The organism is Burkholderia sp. BCC0044 (genome assembly GCF_902832955.1).
Lineage (GTDB): Bacteria > Pseudomonadota > Gammaproteobacteria > Burkholderiales > Burkholderiaceae > Burkholderia.
On sequence record NZ_CADFDO010000003.1, the window covers coordinates 321857 to 341836 of the forward strand.

Consider the following 19980-nt stretch of genomic DNA (forward strand, 5'->3'; position numbering starts at 1 on the left):
TAAGCGTGGATTTGTCCGCGCTTTTTTGGATCACGTGAGATTCTCAATGCCACGATAATGGTTTTCCAGTGCGCCCCTGAGACGGATGTCGGATATTTCCCTGAGTACCTCATAGAACGATTGGTTCGCTTGCGACAACTTGAGAAGATGCTCGCGAAGTCGAAAATTAAGAACCTCGTAAGACTGGTCAACGAAATTCCCCTTCGCCAATTCACTCGCGAGGAATCTGGTCACTGTCGAAAACGCCACGACCGCATGCAGGAAATTGAATGCGGGACGCCACTCGCCCTTCCATGGTGAATGGAACCGCGTCTCACTGCGCACGATCACTTCCTCGCAGGCGACCAAAGCGTCGTTCAGCCAGCAGTGCGCCCCTTCGTGAACCAATGCCTCCTTCATCTGGAAGTCACTTGCCGTCTTCTCGATGAACACCGTCCCGGGAAGCTGGGCAACCGTGTAGCTACGATGGGTGTTCCGGCCCGACGCATCGCCAAACGAAACGACAATGCCGACCGGAAAATCCGCGCCAGCCGGCATGAACAACTCTGGTTCGCACACGATTCTCGCGATGCGTCCACGATAGCTGTCATCGCAGCACCGGGAATCCGCACCCAACACATATACGGCTGAACTAAAGTCACCACCAGGCGGTTCCCAGCAGGAAGTGGCATCTGCGAACAACGGCAGATCAGAGTTACTTCTTTCCAGTGCGAGTGCGTGGGACCGCGCACCTGCAATCAGCTCACTGGAATGCGTCAGCGCTCCGCGCCTCGCCCTGAATGCAATGTGATGCATTGAGGCATATCGCACCGGGAAACGGGCACCGTCCGACACGTTGGTGCATACGGGTATGTCAAGCCCGTCAAATATCTGAGTGAGCTGGTCGATTCGACGACTGCGATGATTGCGAATTGAACATTCGATTTTTTCAAATATCATAACATTATTCCATTTTCCGCTAGCGAGGAATTAATGTGATCGATAATCGTCGATCTATACCTGCAATACTCTTCTTCCATTTCCGTGCCCTCATACTTCAAACGCGTAGCAAGACACCCGCCTCCACACGTTGATTGATAGGCGCAGGAGTCACATACCTTCAGCAATCTTGAAACCCTTGTCCGCAGCGCATCGTTCCTTTGCCACCACAGAAAATCCTCCTTATTCGATATATACCGCATTTCAGAAATAAGGCCGAGCGGCATATCGATTTCGTCGCACGTACCAATTCGGCCATCTGGATAAAGCGTTACCGAGTAGGCGCATTTCTGCTCAGAGAAATGACAGGAACCCGGCGTGCGCCCAAGAAGCTTCCTGATGATGCTCATGAACGGCTCTATGCTGAATCGCTGATACAAGGAGGTCTTCGCCCAATGGTCATAGGCCGAGCAGAGGAATTCCGCGTATTGTTCCGGCGTAATGGCCCAGTCTGGACTTTCCTTTCCGCTGGTCAAACGTTGGATGGAAATGAAATTCCCTTTCGGCACACGCTTGAGTGTTACCCGATAGTCAAAACACGGAGCAAAGTTCAAAGCTCTAACGGCCTCGAAATTCGAGATGAAGTCCAACAGTCGTGGAGCGCTCGTGATCGACTTTCGTGTAATCACGCTGATGACTCCGACTTCGAGACCGTGATCGTGTAATCGCTGCATGGCGTCGCATACGGCGAGGAACGTGGAGTTGTCCCGGTAGTCAACCCGGAATCCGTTCAACTCTTCAGGCCCATCGATACTGATACCAATCTGAATCTCGGGCCATTCAATCGAGAAGAACGAGAGCCACTCGCCGCTCAAGAGTGTTCCATTTGTCTGTATCCCAACGCGAATACCGCCGCGGTATGCCCGCAATGCGGCGAATATGGATCGCATCCGCTCCATGCCGAAGAGCAGAGGCTCCCCTCCCAAGAGATGCACCGACAATGGTCGCGGCTCCAGGAGGGTCAACAGCGATACCAGCGACGCGGTGTCCAAATAGCTCGCCTGAGGATATGGCTTCCTCTTTTCATAGCAGTAGTAACAATTGATATTGCAGGTCTCGCCTGTGAGCTTAAGGATCAGTTCCATCGGCTCGTCGGCCTGCGGCAGCAAAACGTTCATTCGCTCCCCCCTTTTCCGTAGACGTTCTGTTCCTTCAATTTTGAGACGATATCTGCCACAACATCGCGCCGAGGAACCGTTATTCCGCTTGCCGAACAAAGGCTTTCCATCTCGCTCCGCAATTCATTGAGTGGCGTTTTTGCTGCCAGCAGCAGCATGCACGCCACCGCGATGTCGTTTACCTCGCGAAGCGATTGCTCCGTCCGGATATAGAAGCGCCCAAGGTGGCGAAAGATGTACCCGTCAAACCATTCCGGTCTACGCTGCAACTCTTCGAACGACAGCCTAGATTTCACGCCGAAATACAGCTCTAGCTGATTCTGCGCGACGAGTGCCATGACGTGGCGACACCACGTCTCGATCGTCGACTCCGAGTCGAAGGGAACGCGGAACTCCACGTCAAGATAGCTTTCCACGACATCCGGCCGCGCTTCGAACACGCGAGCAATACGTCGGGCCCGCCACTTCACCTTCGGATATGTGTCACCCTCAGTCGCAAGTAGGGCATCGAAGCTGAATCGGGCCAGCTCGCGCGTCTGCATCGTCAGCGTCAGCAAATCTCCACTGGCCTTGCAACCGACAATGTCCTCGAAAATATTTTCTCCAGCCTTTATGTAGAAGTCCGCCATCCTTCTCTGAAATGATTTCTTTCTACCGGCAATCAGAGAATCATGATATTCCCGTCCATGTAGCGGAATTCCGTTCAGGAGACGGTGAATAAATTCAAGTTTCCGGAGCGAATACAAATTGTAGTTTTCCGCGTCACATATTCCGAAAATCTTCGAGATACCTGCGTAGTTGAGCACCAAGACTTCGATTCGCCGCCCGTCAATCTGGCAGACGCGAAACTCCTCGTCCTCTCCCCACGAAGTCACACTCTCATTGGTCAATACGATGAAATCGAGGTCGGATGTTCTCGTCGACAAGCCTTCAGCGTAAGACCCAACAAGAAGCAACGCCTTGCAGCGCTGGATATCGCAGGGCTGGATCGACAATCCATTCGCTAGCCTGCCAAGATCCGGCAAAGAAAAGGCTTCCTTCGAGACACTCATTTGGTTCCTTGCATTTGGAGGAGATTTGATAGCGACGACATTGGGAACACTGCTCCTGTGCCAGATTCAACGCATGGACATATCGCCTCCCACGGCCTGATAGAGCGCGACAAAGTTCTGCAGCTGGCTCAGGCGCGTCTGCGCCCAGAGGAGTTCCGCGGTACGGTGTGACTCTTGGGCATCGAGCCACGTGCGCAGCGCGACCGCACCCGCACGATAACGAGTCTCGTAAAGACGCTCGGCCTCTCGCGCGGCGGTTAGGTTCAAAGCCCGAAGATCGGCCTGCTCGGCCAAGCGGACTCGTGCAGACAGCGCATTTTCCACGTCAGCGAAGGCCTGATAGAGCGCTTGGCGAAATCCGATGACCGCCGACTCGTACTCCACTTGCGCGATGCGCGTGTCGACGCGCATCGCCTTAAGATTGAGAAATGGCAAGTTCAGGCCAGCGCCAAGGATCGCCACCGGATTCGCCAGCAGGCTACCGAGCGAGGTGCTGCTCGATCCCACCGCACTGGTCAGCGAGAGGTTCGGGTAGTAGCTAGTGCGAACCACGTCGACATTGGCAAGACTCTGGCGCAACCGGAGTTCGGCAGCACGCATATCAGGGCGTCGCCCCAGCAGATCCGCAGGCAGCCCGCCCTCCACTAACGGCAATGTTCCGGCTGGCAATGCTGGCGGCTCCTGACCGAGCACCTCTTCCAGCACATTGCTGCCCGGCGCCGCGTTGAACATAATCGCCAGCGCGTTGCGCGTTTCGACCTGAGACTGACGCAACTGCGACAGGCTGCTCTTTTGCGTCAGAACCGTCTGCTCCGCTTCCCGACGCTCGAGCGCGGATACGATCCCCGCCAGATTCTGGGCATTTACGAGTTGTTGCGTGTGCAATGCCGTCGCGAGGCTCTGCTCTTCGGAGGCCAGCCGCTGGTTGAGGTACGCCAGGCGCCAGTAAAGGTTCGCCGCGGTGGCGATCACATTGAGGCGTGCTGTTTCGCGATCCGCCTCGGACGCCAGAAGTGCCCATTCAGCGATGCTCCGCTGCTGCGCAAGTCGGCCCCACAGGTCGATCGTGTAACTGACAGTTCCGCGCGACATGCCGATGTTGTTCCGGGTCGCCTCGCCGCTATCCAAGTGAAAATCACGACGGACATTAACGCCAGCCTCGGCCCCCAACTGGAGCGGATCGCCCGCGAGTCCGGCGCGAATCTCGGCCTTCCACACGTTCAGCGCGGCGGTGGCGAGATCGTTGTTGCGCGACAGCACCTCGGCAATGAGTCGTTCGAGCCGCGCATCGCCAAAACGCGTCCACCACGGCACCGCATCCGGCGTCGTATGTCCGTCCACGACGTTCGCCTGAACCCAACGCGCCGGCACATCGAGCGATGGCCGTTCATAGACACTACCCGCGCACCCAGTCAACACGGCGCTGAACGGGATCAATGCGCCGACAAAGCAATGTTTCAGCCGAGGGAAGGTGATCTGACACGTCGCATGCGCGACAACTGGCGACGTGCGGCGAGGCTTGCCAGGAATAGGCATGTTGCGCACGTTATTCCCGTGAGGCAGATCCTTGTTTGTAAACGGCATGATTACACTCGAGACCCAATCACAAGACACAATTCAGACATCACGTCACCATTGAAGACAGATATTGCGAACATGAGGACTGCCCCTCCAGACGAAGCCTGGCCGACCACTTGCCTGCCACCACGGGCCCGGCTATATCGACAATCCATTGAGAGATTCAAGCAACGACATCGCCTCCGTCGGCGTGAGAATCGAATCAATCTTTCCGTCCTTCATCAGCATGATCCTGTCCGCGGAAAGGACCGTCTCCGGACGGTGGGCGATGATGATGCGCGTGATCTTCAGCGACTTGATCGCCCGATTCACCGCCTTCTCGTTTGACACATCCAGATGACTGGTTGCCTCATCCAGCAACAGAATCTTCGGACGCTTGTAAAGCGCCCGCGCCAGCAAAATGCGCTGCTTCTGACCACCGGACAGAACCGCGCCCATGTCGCCCACGAGAGTCGCGTACTTCATCGGCATGGCGTCGATTTCATCCTCGATGTTGGCCATTGCCGCGCACTTGGCAATCCACTCACGATCCGGACGCGCATCGAATCCCGAGATGTTTTCCGCGATGGATCCGCCAAACAGGATGTCATCCTGCAGCACGGTTCCGAATACGCTGCGGACCTTCTCCACGCTCATCGACTCGACATTCTCCCCGCCAATGAGGATTCGCCCCTTGGCCCCCTGGTAGATGCCGAGAATGACGTTGAAGATCGTCGACTTGCCGCATCCAGAAGGCCCGATGATGGCCACCGATTCGCCTTCCTCGACCTTGAAGTTCAATCCGTCGATTACGTTTCGTTCGAATAGCGAATACTGGAAGAACAGGTCCTTGCACTCGAGGCTGCCAGGTAACCTGGCGATATCGCATTCGAGGTCACCGCGCGTTTCCTCCGGCCTTGAAAGCACGATGTCGCCGAGCCGGTCGGCCTGGAGCTGCATGTTCTGAATGACAAACACGTTGTCGATGAGCGCGATCACGCGGCTTTCGAATAGCAGCTTGTAGCCGAGGAAGGCAATCAGTGCACCCACCGTGTATTTCCGATCGATGACCAGGACCGCACCGCACCAGACCACCACGATGTTCTGGACGTCAAAGATCAAGGTCCTGGCGAACTTCAGCCAGATGTCGATTTTCAGTGTCTGGAGCTTGGCATTCGTTTGATTGACGAACAGCGAGATCCAGCTGAGCCGGCGTTCCGCTTGCTGGCCATAGAGCTTGACCTGCCGGATGCCACGAATGGTCTCGAGCAGGTAGGAGCTCTGCTTCGCCCCATGGACGATCTCATTTCTCGATGCGCCCAGAATCGAGGCGTTGAGCAGCCAGCGCACCGCGATGTACAGCAGCGCGCTAACCAGAACCAGGGTGCCCAGCAACGGTTGGTAAATGAACAGCACGAGCAGGATGACGATGGAGAATGTGCCATCAAGCACCGATTCGACGAATGACGTGGTCAGCATTCGCTGAATGAAGTCAATGGCGCCGAATCGGGACAGCACGTCGCCCATGTGCCGCTTCTCGTAGTATTCGAGCGGCAAGGCGAGCATGTGCTCCAGGACATTGTCTTTCCACTGAACGTTCAGGCTGGTGCTCAGATACATCAGGAACCAGCTGCGCACCGAGCCGATGAAGTTCTTGAGCAAATAGACCATCCCGAAGCCTGCCGCGAACGCGGCGATGACATACTGATCGTTTGTGCCGATCGCACTGTCGATGACCAGCTGGATGTAATAGGGCGAAAGTGCCACGAGAAACTCCAGCCCGATCGCCAAAAACAGGATCGTGACGAGCGCCCTCATCTGCCCCCGCAGATTGCCGATCAGATGTCTCAGGGGAATGTTCTTCTGCGGCTCGACGACGATGAACTCCGGATCCGGCCATACCTCGATGGCCACCCCGGTGAACGCTCGGGACAAGTCCCTCAGCTCGATTTTTCTCTCGCCGTATGCAGGATCGATGATGATGGCGTGCTCGGCGCCGATTTGCTTCAGCACGACAAAATGATTGAAGTTCCAGTGCAGGATGCACGGGAGCTTGATCTGCTCGAGACCCGCAATTTCGGTACGGATCGGCCGGCTCGACAAGCCGTTGTGCTTGCACACGCGGAGCAGCGATCCAAGCGAGATCCCCTTCAGCGACACGGAAAACTTGAGCCGGAGGTCGCGCAGCGTCACGTGATGGCCATGGTAATTGGCCAGCATCGCCACGCACGCGAGACCACATTCCGTCGACTCGGTCTGCAGGACCGTCGGGAATCGGGTACCGAATATACGTTCGAAGTATGCCTTCTTTTCCATTGCTTACTGTTTGATTCTTTCCGACGCAGCGAAGAGCGGGCGCATGAGCCACTGATAGATTCGATGTTGTTCCACCATGACGTCCGCATCGATCATCAGCCCTGGCTTGAGCGCGTAGCGCATGCCATTTCCGCTCACGAACTGCCGCTCGACCCGAACCTTCACCAGATACATCGGCTCCGTTACAGACAGCTTGGATCCCAATGCGATTTCGTCCGGCATCAGTGACGTTTCGGATATCGAATAGACAATTCCCTTACCCTGGCCGAACTGCTGATACGGGAAAGCCGAATAGCGCAGATAGACGACGTCGCCCTTTTTCACGAAGCCAATGGCGGCGGCCGGAACGAGAAGCCGGGCTTCGATCTCCGCCTGCGAAGGCACTACGAACGAGACGGGCTTGGTGCTGTCGTAGTAGGAACCGTCGACCCCCTGGATCGCCGTGACCTTTCCCGATGCAGGCGCCTTGATGATGGCGCCCTTCTGGTACTCGGCGGCGAGAATTTGCTCTTCAAGCGCCAACAACTCGCCCTTGATCGACAAGGTGCGCTTCCCGAACTCCGACTCCTCCTTGTCCCTTTCGAAGGAAAGATTCGAGAGGTCCCGACTCAAAGTTTCCGACAATCTTTGCCGTTCGTTGTAGTCGATCCTGCTGTTGAACGCCAGGATCGCCTTTTCTGCCATCGCATCCTCAGAGATCGCCTCCTGGGCCCGCGCCGCTTCGTACCGCCTCAAGCTTGCCGACAGCAACTTATTCTTGTTCCGCACCTCTTCAATCTGCGCGCCAAGCAGCTTCAGCTCATTCTGCTTCGAGCGAATCTGATATTCGATGTTCTTCAGGCTATGCACGTAGGTCGACTTCTCGCTCTCGAGCTGCCGTTGCAGCAGTTCCTTTCGCTCGTTGAGCAGGTTGATCGCCTCGGTCGAGGTTCCCCGGTTGGCTAGGCCAAAGACTTCGGTCGACACCCGGAACAGCGGCGCGCCCTTCTTTACGATTTCGTCTTCCTTCACGAAGTACTTGTTGATGATCCCCGGCTTCGGCAGATACACCGGTATCGCGCCGAGCGTCGAGAACAGCTCTCCCTTTACCGCGACTCGTCTCGTGTAGGACCCGAAGATCAGGACCAGCAGGAGAGACAGGATGCAAACGAACAGCAACACGAGTATCTTTTTATACGACCGCGGAAGAAACAGCAGGACGTCGCCATAGAGATTCCTCGCGTCCTTGCGTGCCTCGAGCGCTTCCTTCCTGAATAGTTCTCTCTTGTCCATCGACACCAATCATCAATCCGCTATTCCGGCCATCGGCCAAAAAATATGTCCAAATCAGCCGTTAGATAGCCGTCGTCCGCGACGTGCTCGGTAACGAATCGCCGATGACGCTCGATGAGCCGCAGCATCCCGGATTTGAGTCTCTCTCGGTGTGCCCTTCGTGCCTCGGTATCGCGAACGCTCGTCATGATGTACGCGTTCGCCGATTCACACAGTCGCTCCGCTGACGCACGATCGATCAGCAGCGCCCCGGACAGATTGCGGGCTCGCCTGAAGAGAAGATGCTCGAAGGGTCGCTCGTCCAGCGACAGCTTCCTGGCCACCAGGCAATGCGTCGTGGCGAAGCGCGAAAGCGGCTCCTTGAGGTTCCCGCGGCCGCTCTCATTGATCTGGCGCCAGGAACGGCAACGCGCTGTTTCGTAGATCAGGCCATGGAATTCGAGACTCATCATGACTTGAGCCGCTTGAATCACCCTGTCCATTTCCTGTTGGGACAGGACAGCATCCGTGAATCGGGCCGCATCTCCATCGTCAGGCAGCAGCGCTTGCCGGACGATGGAGAGGTATTTGACGATGGTTGCCCTGGATGCGGCACACGCTTCATTCATGCCGACGAGATATCCGCCTTCATCCGCGTAGCAATAGATCTCCTCAGGCGTCAGGTCGACCTCGGCCAAGGCACCCTGATGTTCGAATGCCATGATGGCAAACAGATTGACCAGCCCATGAAAGAAGCGCGAGGCAATCGAGCACATCGCTGGCACGTCGACCTGCCGGCCAAACACTTGATTGACAAAATAGATTTCCGGCGACTTGTAGCACACGTAAGCGAGCGTATACATGTCGCCGACACTGCCCCCTGTCTCGCCGATGATTTTTCGATCGCGCAGAAGCGAGGCAGTTTCCCGGATGAATGCAATCACTTCGTTCTGGTGCCGCATAAGTGCCTGGAGCGATTCCACGTTGACCGGCTTATGGGTATTCGCTCGTGAGTCTCGGTAAGGACACGCCCGGTAAGCCGAGCTACCGGGTTTGTACAACATCGATCTGCCTTCCAGAACCGGACGACCGTCTTCGTCCAGGCAATCAGGAGGACAGAAAAACATGAAAGCCTTGTTCTGCCTCATGAACTCGATGTCGAATGGATAGGGAAGCTCGGCTTTCATCATTTTGAAGCAATATCCTACAATCGAACTACGGTTATCTCGCCAATCACCAACCGCTTAATCGAACACCCGATTCAAACCGAATCCGGGACTAATCATGTAAACTTTCCACTGCGTGACAGAACGATGCCGTGCCGGATACCGGTGAACCACACCATCCGCACCAAGAAATCTTTCTTTTTAAATAATTTCGATTGTTCCGTTTATCGCTAGCGAATAAAGAACTTCGGACAGCTCGGTACGCGTACGATCCGGAAATTTCTCTTCGATTTGAGAAACGTTCACGTGTGGATTCGTGACCAGAAAATCTTTCAGAGGCTGCAGGTCGTCCTGAAACCACACCTTGCCGTTGCTCGTGACAAGGTAATCGTCTGAAAGATCGCTTCTCAACACGTTGAGACGTAGCTGCGTGTCACACTCGAGCGCATTGACGCTCGCGTTGCCAAGCGTTTCGAGGTTCAGTCGCGTCTCGAGGATTTGATCCGCTACGTGTGATTCCATGAACTCGCGGTAGCACACGGGATCATTCATGCGCTCGGAGATTACTTCCGCAAGCAGACGAATCGCTTCCTTGTCCTGTGCATAATTTTCAAGCGCCATCCGCGCGTGAATACACTCGGGCAACTTCCGGAATACCCATTTTGCGTAATCGATACCAAATGCCGGGAACGTACCGATAGCGAGGTGCACTGTCGGCTCCCCAAGTGGCGTAACGTTGTGCCACCAGCCTCGAGGAATATAAAAGACATCACCTTCCTCGAGAACGAAATCGAGATAAGGTTCATCCGGACAAGGATATTTGTGTTCGATATATTTACTTTGATGCATGTATAGCGGTGCCTCGAAGGAGGGGAAATACACGATCCAGCGTTTTCTTCCCTTCAGCTGCACCGCGAAAACGTCTCTGGAATCCCAATGTTCACGGTAGGAATCCGTCTTCCCAAATGCAACATATGCGGAGGTGACGGTCTGGCGCCCGGTAAACTGTGCGACGTCCTTCGCATAGTCATTGAACTTCGGTTCATCGTAGATATGATTGGCGACCAGTGTCCCGCCCTGGCGCAGGAAACCATAGAGAGCAGGCCTGTTCAACTTGCGCCGCACGTCCCCGACATGAAAGTACGTGTGCACGTACTTCTCCTTGTCGACATTTCCACTCGGGAATGAAACACGGAAGTGTTCAGACTGAGGATCGCACCTGGAGATGATGTCGTTGATGTCTGCCCAGTGAACGCTCGACGTATCAACCGCCCCCTTGATAATAAAGGGAAATCGCTCTTGATACTTCTGCTTGAATTCATCGGCGCTGATCTTGAAATTAATTTTCATTTTTACGAAGTCTATTTCAGCTCTGCAGGTTCTTTGCAGCAGCAGTCAAGAAAAAGGCAGTCAATGCAACATCTCCTGCGCGCACAATTCCCAACGAACTGGTTGAGTTCTCTCGATTCGAGTATGCAAATCTTACCGATGGCACTTGAATCTCACACTTTCTCTTTCAACACTTTGATATTTTGACTGCGTAAGACCGGAGATTTGCTGCCAGAAGGTGATCTGGCAGCCGAGTCACTGGTTAGCTGGTTAGTTTCATTTACGCGTACGCGGTCCCGGAATAGCGCCCGCCTGACTTCGATGCGCCCGAGATGAGCAGGATCTCATCAGACGTCAACTCGCGGGCGAAGGCATCCATCAAATCATCATAACTGGCACGACTGCTTTCAAGCCGCTCAAGATTGAGCTGATTCGCTACCGATTCGATTCTAATCTTCGAGTGCAGCTGCAGGTTGCTTCCTGACATTTTTACTTCTCCTTGAGTTATAAAAATTAAAAGCTTGCGTGGTTTAGTAAAATTTCTGACGAAAAAAGACAATCCGTCTCAAACACACGACCGCACCGCAACCTCGAATCCACTTCCATGCCTTCGAATCGAACGGCCTGAATTTGAGATAGATGGCCATTAAGCCGTTGGTTGGCACATCACAATATTTCATTTCCATTACGAAATACTGTGCTGCGAATGCTAGTCCAATTCATATGCCCTACACAAGCAGACGAAATTGGTCGGAGGAGTCAACGGATCGCCTTCAGAAGACTCAAAGACGTCAGGATCTGGTTCCTTGCAATCCGAGTTCACCATAGGCTTGGTCGCTCAATGCCAGGCTGACCGCGCTGCTGTCGCAGTTCTTGACTGAGGCAGGTTCGAAAAAGTGGCCGCCGACGTTTCGTAAAATCGGGAGGCGCAGGCAACCAATCCTAGAATTTGCAGCCCCATTAAAACTTGAAAAAATGTGAACGAAGAGCGGCACAGACCACAGACGATCGTCCGGAAATGTCTTGATGCGTAGATGGATGTGGAACTGCTTCCGTGCTCGGGCAAGGCGTCGCATAGATTGAGCCTATCAATTTCCCTAATCAATATATGAGAAAGAAATCACATTCATTGAGAACCTACGGCTCGCCGAACGCTGGGGCATCAGCGTGCTGCATTGTCCGTACTGCCATGGATATGAAGTCAGCGGCCAGCGGCTCGGCGTGCTCGCCACGCATCCGCTGTCGGTCCATCAGGCGATCCTGATTCCGGACTGGGGCCCGACGACGTGGTTCACGCAGCGCGTGGTCGAGCCGAACGACGAAGAAGCCGCGTTGCTCGCCGCGCGCGGCGTGCGCATCGAACGCTCGCCGGTCGTCGAGATCCTCGGCGATGCGCCGCGTATCGACGCGCTGCGGCTCGCCGACGGGCAGGTCGTGCCGATCGACGCGTTGTTCGTCGGCGCGCGCACCGACATGGCGAGCGACCTCGCGCAGCAGCTCGGCTGCGCGTTCGACGAAGGGCCGCTCGGCACCGCGATTCGCGTCGATACGTGGAAACAGACGAGCGTCGCCGGCGTGTATGCGGCCGGCGACGCGTCGAGCCTGATGACCAATGCGACGTTCGCCTCGGCATCGGGCGTGGCGGCCGGCGTGGGTGCACATCGATCGCTGATTTTCGGGCTTCATGCGTAGGCAGGCATGCAGCCGGGCGTCACGGTCGATCGGGAAATTCGACGTATCGGGCGAAGGCGACACGCGCGTTCCGGCCTCCTGGTCGTCGTGCCACCACGGCGCGCTGATGGCTTCCCCGCGCGATGTGCGGTTTAATGCTCGACACCCTCCGCATTAAGAGCCATGAAATGCTCGACCTCGACGACCTTCGACTCGTTCGCGCGATCGGCACGTCGCGCTCCCTCGCCGCTGCCGCGCGCCTGCTCGACCTCACGCCGCCCGCGGTCACGATCCGCCTGCAGCGGATGGAAGCACGCCTGAACGCAAGGCTCGCCGTGCGGCAGCCGAAAGGCATTGCGCTGACCGACGAAGGGCAGCGGCTGTACCAGGAAGCCGTCGGCATTCTCGAGCGCGTGGAGGCGCTGCCGGTCAGCATCGCGGGCGACCACGGCGACGTGCAGGGCACGCTGCGCGTCGTCGCCCCGCTCGGCTTCGGCCGCAAGTACGTCGCGCGGATCGTGCGCGACGTGCAGCGCGCGCATCCGAAGCTCGAAATCTCGCTCCACCTGTCGGAAAGCCCGTTGACCAGTGCATCGGGGGCCGACGTGGTCGTCCATGTCGGCAGCCTCAGGTCGTCTTCGTGGATCGGCTATCCGCTCGCGCCCAACGAGCGCTTCCTGTGCGCGAGCCCCGGCTACGCGCGCCGCCTCAAGGATCTGAATCATCCGTCCGACCTGACCCGCTACGACTGCCTGTGCCTGCGCGAAAACGACGAAGACATCCCGCGCTGGCGCTTCTCGCCCGGTCGCGGCGTCAAGGGCGAACCGCGGCGGGCGACCGTCATCCGCGTCACCGGCGCGCTGTCGTCCAACGACGGCACCGTCATCACCGAATGGGCGCTGGCCGGGCTCGGCATCGTCGAGCGCTCCGAGTGGGACGTCGCCCCGCTCCTCGCGAACGGCAAGCTCGTCCGGTTGCTGCCCGGCTGGAGCCTGCCGCCCGCGCCGGTGACGGCGCTGTTGCCGTCGCGTACCGGCCGCTCCGCGCGGCAGCGGGTGTTTCTCGACGCGGCGCGGCAGTTTCTCGACCCGCCGCCGTGGCGCGGCAAAGCGTGAGCCGGGGCCGCGATCCACGAGATTCACGACGGATTAAATTCGGCTTAATGGCAGATTAGTTCCGCATTAAACATGATGCGGACCAGCTGCCCTACAGTGTCCGCATCGGCAACCTCGCAATCGGACGCATCGTGGACCTTCACACCCTCAACACCCCCGCCGCCTTGATCGATGTCGGCCGCATGCAGCACAACATCGCGCGCATGCAGACGCATCTGGACGCGCTCGGCGTGCGGTTCCGGCCGCACGTCAAGACCACCAAATGCCGGCAAGTCGTCGACGCGCAGATCGCGGCGGGCGCGCAGGGCATCACGGTATCGACGCTCAAGGAAGCCGAGCAATTCTTCGCGGACGGGATCCGCGACATCGTCTACGCAGTCGGCATGGTGCCCGCGAAGCTCGGCCAGGCGCTCGCGCTGCGCCGACAAGGCTGCGACCTGAAGATCGTCGCCGATAGCCTCCAGGCCGCCCACGCGATCGCCGCGTTCGGGCGCGAGCACGGCGAACGTTTCGACGTGTGGATCGAGGTCGACGTCGACGGCCACCGCTCGGGCATCCCGCCGGAAGCCGACCTGCTGATCGACGTCGGCCGCGCGCTGACCGAAGGCGGCATGCTGCTCGGCGGCGTGCTCGCTCACGCGGGCTCCAGCTACGAATACGACACGCACGCGGCACTCGTCGCGATCGCCGAGCAGGAGCGCAGCCGCACCGTGCGGGCCGCGGAGCGCCTGCGGGCCGCCGGGTTGCCGTGCCCGGTCGTGAGCATCGGGTCGACGCCCACCGCGCTGGCCACGGAACGGCTCGACGGCGTGACCGAAGTGCGCGCCGGCGTGTACGTGATGTTCGACCTCGTGATGCACAACATCGGCGTGTGCGAGCCGTCCGACATCGCGCTGTCGGTGCTGACCACCGTGATCGGCCACCAGGAAGAGAAAGGCTGGGCGATCGTCGACGCGGGCTGGATGGCGATGAGCCGAGACCGCGGCACGCAGCGCCAGGCGCGCGATTTCGGCTATGGGCAGGTCTGCACCGAAGCCGGCGACGTGCTCGGCGGCTACCTGCTGAGCGCCGCAAACCAGGAACACGGGATCGTGTCGCGCGCGGGCACGCCGGATACGGGCATCGCGCAGCGGTTTCCGATCGGCACGCGGCTGCGCATCCTGCCGAATCACGCGTGCGCGACCGGCGCGCAACATCCCGAATACCAGGCCATTGGCGACGACGGCGCCGCGCAGACGTGGCCTCGGTTCTACGGGTGGTGAGCGACGGCCGGCTTCCATGCCGTGCCATCCGTACATTGACTATTAATCCAATTTTAGACAAACTTTAAAACATTCTCGATTCGTCTCGTACCGAACAGCCCCCGACCATGCCGACCGACGCCCGCCTCCTTCTCCTCGACCGCGATGCCGTCGAGCCCGCCCTGCAGGCCGAGCAAGTGATGGCGGCCGTGCGCGAAGCCTTCGTGCTGCACAGTCAAAGGGCCGGACGCGTATTTCCGGTGGTGCGCGAGAAGCTGCATACCGGCGGCGTGTTCGGCATCAAGTCGGGCGACGTCGCCGGCCAGGATCTGCTCGGCTTCAAGGCGGCCGGGTTCTGGCCCGCCAATCGAACCGTCGGCGGCGAGCCGCATCAGGCCACCGTCGCGTTGTTCGATCCGGCGACGGGCCGCCCGCTGTGCATCATGGACGGCAACGCGATCACCACCGCACGGACCGGCGCCGCCGGTGGCCTCGGGCTGCAGCAGCTCGCGCGGCGCGACAGCACGCGGCTCTGCGTGTTCGGCACCGGCGTGCAGGCGCGCGTGCAGCTCGACTACGCGCTCACGCTGCTGCCGCAGCGGTGCACGGTGCAGTACGTGACCGTCAGCGGCGAGCCGGACCCGGCGTTCGAAGCGCACTTCGTCGAACGGTGCACGATCGGCGTCGCGCGCGACCGGAACGATGCGGTGGCCCATAGCGACGTGGTGATCACGGCCACGCCCGGCGGCGGCGCGTTGTTCGACGCGGATGCCGTGCAACCGGGCACCCACCTGACCTGCGTCGGTGCCGACACCGCGGGCAAGCGCGAATTGCCGGCCGGCGTGCTGGAACGCGCGCGCATCGTCGTCGACGATCACGATCAGGCGCGCGGCATCGGCGAGTGCCAGTGGGCGCCGGATTTGCCGCGCACGGAAATCGGTGACATCCTCGCGGGTGCGACATCGGTCGACCGTGCCGCGCACGAGATCACCGTCTTCGACATGACGGGGCTCGCGCTGCAGGATTTGACCGTCGCGCGCTTCCTGTATCGACACGCGCTCGACAACGGCACCGGCACCTCCGTTCCGTGGCCCTGGTAAAACGACTTCCCGCTTTCAACCGCCATGCGTCTCGCCAAAGTTTCCGCCCTCTCGTTCGACCTCGACGATACCTTGTGGCCGTTCGGCCCGTCCGTCGTACGGGCCGAGGCGACGCTGCGCGCATGGCTGATCGAGCACGCGCCCAACACAGCAAGCGTGCTGCCGACGCAACAGGCGCTCAGTGCGCTACGTGAGGAATACGAACGGTTGTGCCCGGATCTCGCCAGCGACTATCGCGCGATGCGAATCGGCTCGATCCGGCTTGCGCTGGAACGCGCGAACGAAGATGTCTCGCTGACCGATCGCGCCTACGACGTCTTCTATGCGGCGCGCAACCGCGTTGAGTTCTACGAAGACGCACTGCCGGCGCTCGCGTGGTTGAGCGCGCGCTTTCCGTTGATCGCGGTCACCAACGGCAACGCCGACCTCCGGTTGACCGGCGGCGGCGAATTCTTCCGCACGACGCTCAGCGCGCGTGCATTCGGCTTCGCCAAGCCGGAACCCGAGATCTTCCATGCGGCGGCGGACGCACTCGGCGTGCGGCCGGCCGAATTGCTGCATGTCGGCGACGACTTCCACCTCGATATCGTCGGCGCGTTGAATGCGGGGCTTCAGGCCGCGTGGGTCGTGCGCGAGCCGCGGGTGGACGGAGAACAGGCGCCGCAGCATGCGGTAACGCCGCATCTTATGTTGCGAGATCTGGCGATGCTGTGTCGTGCGCTGGGCGGGCCCGACACCGTTTCGTGATCGCAGGCGGGCGTAGCGGGTCATGCCGCCGCCGGGCATGACCCGCTTACCCGTTTGGCTTTCACGCCGCCTTCCTCGCGTCCGCGATCCGCTGCGGCGCCTTTGGCCGCGCATACAGGCGTTCGAGATACGCACGCAATTGCGGGAACGGTTCGATCAGATGGCATTCGCTCGCCCAGTCGATCAGGTAGGCCGTCACGCAATCGGCCACCGTCAGCGAATCGCCGACGATGAACTCACGCCCTTCCAGATGCTTGTCGAGAATCACGGCCATCGTCGCAAAATCCTCGCGCGCCAGTTCGATATCGGCCGGCGAGCGCTTCTCCGGCGGATAGAGGAACGTATGCCGCGTGATCCGCCACAGCGGCTGCTCCAGCTCCGTCACCGCGAACATGATCCATCGATAGGCCTCCGCCCGCAGCGCCGGATCGACGGGCAGCAGCGCCTTCTCCGGGTACTTGTCCGCGAGATACAGCACGATCGCGGCCGACTCGGGAATCACGAGGTCGCCGTCCACCAGCACGGGCACCTTGCCGGCCGGATTCAGGCGCAGGAATTCGGGCCGCTTGTGCGCGCCCTCGAGCAGGTTGACCGACACGAATTCGAAATCCGCATCCAGTTCCTTCAGCCCCCACAGCGCGCGTTGCGAGCGGGTGCCGGCAAATCCGTAAAGCTTCATCGTCAGTCTCCATCCAGAATGTCGTAAAAATGTCTGCCGCATGCCGGGCGCGACACATCGCGCGCTGCGACGCGCGGCGCCCCGCAGCGCGCGTCGCTCATGCGCCGGGAATCGCCAGCACCGGCATCACGTCGACCGACTCGCCCGGGAACAGCGTGAAATGCGGATGACCTTCGAACAGCGCGGCGGCCGCGTCGTGCGACGCCGCCCGCACGACGGTGAAGCCGGTCAGCGCATTGGTCGTGTCACGGATGCCGCCTGCGTCGATGGCCTTGGTCTTGCCGAGCGGCCCGCCCAGCTCGACGATCGCGTCGCGATGCCGCTCGACCCACGCATGCCACGCGGCGATGCCGTCGCGCTCGCGCGTGCGCCGCTCGTCCTCCGGCAGCGCGAGCCATGCCTTCATCGCCGGGCTATCCTGGCTCCCGAGAAATACGGCGAGATACAACTGGGGTTGCGTACTCATGCCTTCTCCTCCGATGGCGGACACGGCGGGTTGCCGCGCCTCGACCTTGACAAGATAGGTTGATATCAACACAATTGCAACATGGCACGAAAAGAAAAGCTTCCCTTCGAAACGACGCTGATGGTGCGCGATTGCTGCCTGTGCCTGCACATGCAGCGCGCGGCGCGCAATCTCGCGCGCATCTTCGACGACGTGCTGCGCCCGCTCGACCTCACCAACGGCCAGTTTTCGCTGCTGATGTCGTTGAACCGGCCGCAGCCGGCCCCGATGAAATCGGTCGCGTCGCTGCTCGCGATGGACCGCACCACGCTCACGGCCGCGCTCAAGCCGCTCGAGCGGCGCGGCCTCGTCACGATCGAACAGGATCCGGACGACCGGCGCAGCCGCCTGCTTGAACTGACGCCGGCCGGGCACGACCTGCTGGCCGAAGCGTTCCCGCTGTGGCAGCAGGCGCATGCCGAGATCGAGCGGCCGTTCGCGCCGGGCGAAGTCGACCAGTTGCGCGGCCAGCTGCGCACGCTGTCGATCGATCCGGGGTCGCGCGACTGAGGCGGCACTCGGTTCGCTCTGCGGCGGTCACGCGCACTTCCTGTCACGCGCTGTCAGCAGACATGGCGCGCGCCGGTCGCACCGCCCGATTCGGTGGCAATATCGCTCGGCACGACAACCGGTCCGATATCCATCCATCAGGAGACGAGCATGGGCAACAACGAGAAAGGCGCGATTTTCCGGTCGCTTCACCGCGCGGGCCAGCCGCTGGCGCTGTTCAACGTGTGGGACGCCGGCAGTGCGCGCACCGCGGCCGACGCGGGCGCCGTCGCACTGGCCACCGGCAGCTGGTCGGTCGCGGCGGCCAACGGTTTCGCCGACGGCGAGCAGATGCCGCGCGCACTGATGATGGACGTGCTGGAGCGGATCGTGCGCGCGACGGACTTGCCCGTCACCGTCGATCTCGAAAGCGGCTACGGCGAGCGGCCGGAAGAGGTCGCCGAAACGATCGCGCTCAGCATCCAGGCCGGCGCGATCGGCTGCAATCTCGAAGACAGTTTTCCGGCCACGGGCGCACTGCGCGACGTCGACGAAGCGGCGGCCCGTCTCGCGGCCGCCCGGCAGGCGGCCGATCGCGCGGGCGCCGACTACTTCATCAACGCGCGCACCGACGTGTTCTTCACGGCCGCAGCCGATACGCACGACGAACGCTTGCTCGACGCGACGCTGGCGCGCGCCCGCGCTTATGCGGCGGCCGGCGCCGACGGCCTGTTCGTGCCGGGCCTGCGCTCGCCGGCGCTGATTCGCGCGCTGACGGCCGCGTCGCCGCTGCCGGTGAACGTGATGCGCGTGTCGGAGACACCGACGATCGCGGAACTCGCCGAGTACGGCGTGGCGCGCATCAGCCACGGGCCGTATCCGTATCTGCAGGCGATGAAAGCGCTCGCGGCGCTGGTCAAGCAAGGCGGCTAAACGCATTCAAGGGGCAGCGGCGTCCGCTCGCGCGTCAAACGATTACATCCCATGTAATTGGCGCGCGACACGCCCGCTCCTACGCTTCGGGTGTCGCGCCGCCATTCCGGCGGCGCTCATCGCCCGGAGACATCATGTCCGCTTATCCGCTTCATACGATCGATTCCGCACCAGCCGCATCGAAACCCGTCCTCCAGCAACTCCAGCAAGCGTTCGGCGTGGTCCCGAACATCGCGGCGGCGATGGCCGCGTCGCCGGTGCTGATCAACGGCTTCATCGGCCTGTTCGAGCGCGTGCACGCGAGCAGCCTCACCGAGCCGCAGATCCAGATACTCCTGCTCACCAACGCGGTCACGAATGCGAGCGAATGGCCGGTCGCGTTCCACACGGCGCTCGCGCTGAAACAGGGCGTGTTGTCCGCCGACGTCGACGCGATCCGGCGCGGCGGGCTGCCCGCCGACGCGAAACTGGCCGCTTTGTCCGCCACGGCGCGCGCACTGATCGACGCCCGCGGGCGCCTGTCCGATACCGACCGGCAAGCGTTCGTCGATGCCGGCTTCACCGCCGAGCAGTTGCTGGAAGTCATCGCGGTGGTGGCCGCGTCGACGATCACGAACTACGTCGGCAGCGTCGCGCGGCCGGCGCTCGAAGCGCCGTTCGACGCATTCGCATGGCATGCGCACGCCGCATGAGTCCGATATAGTCGATCGCGTCGATCACGGAACGACCAGGG

General features: G+C 60.1%; 18 protein-coding genes and 1 pseudogene. 8 read left to right on the plus strand and 11 right to left on the minus strand.

Annotated elements, in window-relative coordinates:
• Positions 1-30: 30 nt before the first annotated feature.
• From HWX14_RS18450 to HWX14_RS18490, 9 genes are all read right to left on the minus strand, one after another.
• The gene (locus HWX14_RS18450; RefSeq protein WP_175883870.1) at positions 31-939 is read right to left on the minus strand and encodes an HEXXH motif-containing putative peptide modification protein; all 909 of its coding nucleotides are present in this window, start codon (positions 937-939) and stop codon (positions 31-33) included.
• Positions 936-2096 (minus strand): radical SAM protein, encoded by a 1161-nt coding sequence (locus HWX14_RS18455; RefSeq protein ID WP_175883871.1) that lies wholly within the window; start codon positions 2094-2096, stop codon positions 936-938. Before HWX14_RS18455 ends, HWX14_RS18450 begins: the two co-directional genes overlap by 4 nt.
• Positions 2093-3148 (minus strand): nucleotidyltransferase domain-containing protein, encoded by a 1056-nt coding sequence (locus HWX14_RS18460; protein ID WP_175883872.1) that lies wholly within the window; start codon positions 3146-3148, stop codon positions 2093-2095. The genes HWX14_RS18455 and HWX14_RS18460 overlap by 4 nt, the downstream gene beginning before the upstream one ends.
• A 66-nt stretch (positions 3149-3214) precedes the next feature.
• Entirely contained in the window at positions 3215-4732 is a 1518-nt protein-coding gene (locus HWX14_RS18465; RefSeq protein ID WP_244130261.1) for an efflux transporter outer membrane subunit, read from the minus strand.
• 132 nt (positions 4733-4864) lie between these two features.
• Positions 4865-7021: a peptidase domain-containing ABC transporter gene (locus tag HWX14_RS18470; protein ID WP_175883873.1), complete on the minus strand. Its 2157-nt coding sequence runs from the start codon at positions 7019-7021 to the stop codon at positions 4865-4867.
• Positions 7022-7024: 3 nt separating this feature from the next.
• Positions 7025-8293 carry an HlyD family efflux transporter periplasmic adaptor subunit gene (locus HWX14_RS18475; protein WP_175883874.1) on the minus strand — a complete coding sequence of 423 codons (1269 nt, stop codon included), beginning with the start codon at positions 8291-8293 and terminating at the stop codon, positions 7025-7027.
• A gap of 20 nt (positions 8294-8313) precedes the next feature.
• The gene (locus HWX14_RS18480; protein ID WP_175883875.1) at positions 8314-9462 is read right to left on the minus strand and encodes a hypothetical protein; all 1149 of its coding nucleotides are present in this window, start codon (positions 9460-9462) and stop codon (positions 8314-8316) included.
• A gap of 177 nt (positions 9463-9639) precedes the next feature.
• Positions 9640-10788: a cupin domain-containing protein gene (locus tag HWX14_RS18485; RefSeq protein ID WP_175883876.1), complete on the minus strand. Its 1149-nt coding sequence runs from the start codon at positions 10786-10788 to the stop codon at positions 9640-9642.
• 259 nt (positions 10789-11047) lie between these two features.
• Positions 11048-11254: a hypothetical protein gene (locus HWX14_RS18490; protein WP_175883877.1), complete on the minus strand. Its 207-nt coding sequence runs from the start codon at positions 11252-11254 to the stop codon at positions 11048-11050.
• A gap of 656 nt (positions 11255-11910) precedes the next feature.
• Here HWX14_RS18490 and HWX14_RS18495 point away from each other — a divergent pair.
• The 5 genes and pseudogenes from HWX14_RS18495 to HWX14_RS18515 form a co-directional block, all read left to right on the plus strand.
• Positions 11911-12459: pseudogene (locus HWX14_RS18495) on the plus strand (NAD(P)/FAD-dependent oxidoreductase); the annotation flags it as partial.
• A gap of 134 nt (positions 12460-12593) precedes the next feature.
• On the plus strand, positions 12594-13553 hold the full coding sequence (locus tag HWX14_RS18500) for a LysR substrate-binding domain-containing protein (RefSeq protein WP_175883878.1): 960 nt from the start codon (positions 12594-12596) through the stop codon (positions 13551-13553).
• A 131-nt stretch (positions 13554-13684) separates the two neighbouring features.
• Positions 13685-14815, plus strand: coding sequence for a DSD1 family PLP-dependent enzyme (locus HWX14_RS18505; RefSeq protein WP_175883879.1), 1131 nt, complete (start codon positions 13685-13687; stop codon positions 14813-14815).
• A gap of 107 nt (positions 14816-14922) precedes the next feature.
• Positions 14923-15894 (plus strand): ornithine cyclodeaminase family protein, encoded by a 972-nt coding sequence (locus HWX14_RS18510; RefSeq protein WP_175883880.1) that lies wholly within the window; start codon positions 14923-14925, stop codon positions 15892-15894.
• 24 nt (positions 15895-15918) lie between these two features.
• Positions 15919-16641, plus strand: coding sequence for an HAD-IA family hydrolase (locus tag HWX14_RS18515; protein ID WP_175883881.1), 723 nt, complete (start codon positions 15919-15921; stop codon positions 16639-16641).
• A 61-nt stretch (positions 16642-16702) separates the two neighbouring features.
• On the opposite strand, the gene HWX14_RS18520 is transcribed toward HWX14_RS18515, so the two are convergent.
• Together HWX14_RS18520 and HWX14_RS18525 are read right to left on the minus strand one after the other, a co-directional pair.
• Positions 16703-17320 (minus strand): glutathione S-transferase family protein, encoded by a 618-nt coding sequence (locus tag HWX14_RS18520; protein ID WP_175883882.1) that lies wholly within the window; start codon positions 17318-17320, stop codon positions 16703-16705.
• A 97-nt stretch (positions 17321-17417) separates the two neighbouring features.
• Positions 17418-17786, minus strand: coding sequence for a YciI family protein (locus HWX14_RS18525; RefSeq protein ID WP_175883883.1), 369 nt, complete (start codon positions 17784-17786; stop codon positions 17418-17420).
• 81 nt (positions 17787-17867) lie between these two features.
• Between HWX14_RS18525 and HWX14_RS18530 the strand changes: the two genes are divergently transcribed.
• The 3 genes from HWX14_RS18530 to HWX14_RS18540 all read left to right on the plus strand — a co-directional run bounded on the left by HWX14_RS18530 (position 17868) and on the right by HWX14_RS18540 (position 19939).
• A complete protein-coding gene (locus HWX14_RS18530) occupies positions 17868-18335 on the plus strand; it encodes a MarR family transcriptional regulator (protein WP_175883884.1) in 468 nt (155 codons plus the stop codon).
• Positions 18336-18485: 150 nt separating this feature from the next.
• Positions 18486-19247, plus strand: a complete 762-nt coding sequence (locus tag HWX14_RS18535) for an isocitrate lyase/phosphoenolpyruvate mutase family protein (protein ID WP_175883885.1) — start codon at positions 18486-18488, stop codon at positions 19245-19247.
• Positions 19248-19381: 134 nt separating this feature from the next.
• On the plus strand, positions 19382-19939 hold the full coding sequence (locus HWX14_RS18540; RefSeq protein WP_175883886.1) for a carboxymuconolactone decarboxylase family protein: 558 nt from the start codon (positions 19382-19384) through the stop codon (positions 19937-19939).
• The last annotated feature ends 41 nt before the right edge of the window (positions 19940-19980 follow it).

Coding starts and splice junctions, on each gene's coding strand:
- HWX14_RS18450 (WP_175883870.1), bottom strand. CDS start 939: ATGATATTTGAAAAAATCGAATGTTCAATTCGCAATCATCGCAGTCGT.
- HWX14_RS18455 (WP_175883871.1), bottom strand. CDS start 2,096: ATGAACGTTTTGCTGCCGCAGGCCGACGAGCCGATGGAACTGATCCTT.
- HWX14_RS18460 (WP_175883872.1), bottom strand. CDS start 3,148: ATGAGTGTCTCGAAGGAAGCCTTTTCTTTGCCGGATCTTGGCAGGCTA.
- HWX14_RS18465 (WP_244130261.1), bottom strand. CDS start 4,732: ATGCCGTTTACAAACAAGGATCTGCCTCACGGGAATAACGTGCGCAAC.
- HWX14_RS18470 (WP_175883873.1), bottom strand. CDS start 7,021: ATGGAAAAGAAGGCATACTTCGAACGTATATTCGGTACCCGATTCCCG.
- HWX14_RS18475 (WP_175883874.1), bottom strand. CDS start 8,293: ATGGACAAGAGAGAACTATTCAGGAAGGAAGCGCTCGAGGCACGCAAG.
- HWX14_RS18480 (WP_175883875.1), bottom strand. CDS start 9,462: ATGATGAAAGCCGAGCTTCCCTATCCATTCGACATCGAGTTCATGAGG.
- HWX14_RS18485 (WP_175883876.1), bottom strand. CDS start 10,788: ATGAAAATTAATTTCAAGATCAGCGCCGATGAATTCAAGCAGAAGTAT.
- HWX14_RS18490 (WP_175883877.1), bottom strand. CDS start 11,254: ATGTCAGGAAGCAACCTGCAGCTGCACTCGAAGATTAGAATCGAATCG.
- HWX14_RS18500 (WP_175883878.1), top strand. CDS start 12,594: ATGCTCGACACCCTCCGCATTAAGAGCCATGAAATGCTCGACCTCGAC.
- HWX14_RS18510 (WP_175883880.1), top strand. CDS start 14,923: ATGCCGACCGACGCCCGCCTCCTTCTCCTCGACCGCGATGCCGTCGAG.
- HWX14_RS18515 (WP_175883881.1), top strand. CDS start 15,919: ATGCGTCTCGCCAAAGTTTCCGCCCTCTCGTTCGACCTCGACGATACC.
- HWX14_RS18520 (WP_175883882.1), bottom strand. CDS start 17,320: ATGAAGCTTTACGGATTTGCCGGCACCCGCTCGCAACGCGCGCTGTGG.
- HWX14_RS18525 (WP_175883883.1), bottom strand. CDS start 17,786: ATGAGTACGCAACCCCAGTTGTATCTCGCCGTATTTCTCGGGAGCCAG.
- HWX14_RS18530 (WP_175883884.1), top strand. CDS start 17,868: ATGGCACGAAAAGAAAAGCTTCCCTTCGAAACGACGCTGATGGTGCGC.
- HWX14_RS18535 (WP_175883885.1), top strand. CDS start 18,486: ATGGGCAACAACGAGAAAGGCGCGATTTTCCGGTCGCTTCACCGCGCG.
- HWX14_RS18540 (WP_175883886.1), top strand. CDS start 19,382: ATGTCCGCTTATCCGCTTCATACGATCGATTCCGCACCAGCCGCATCG.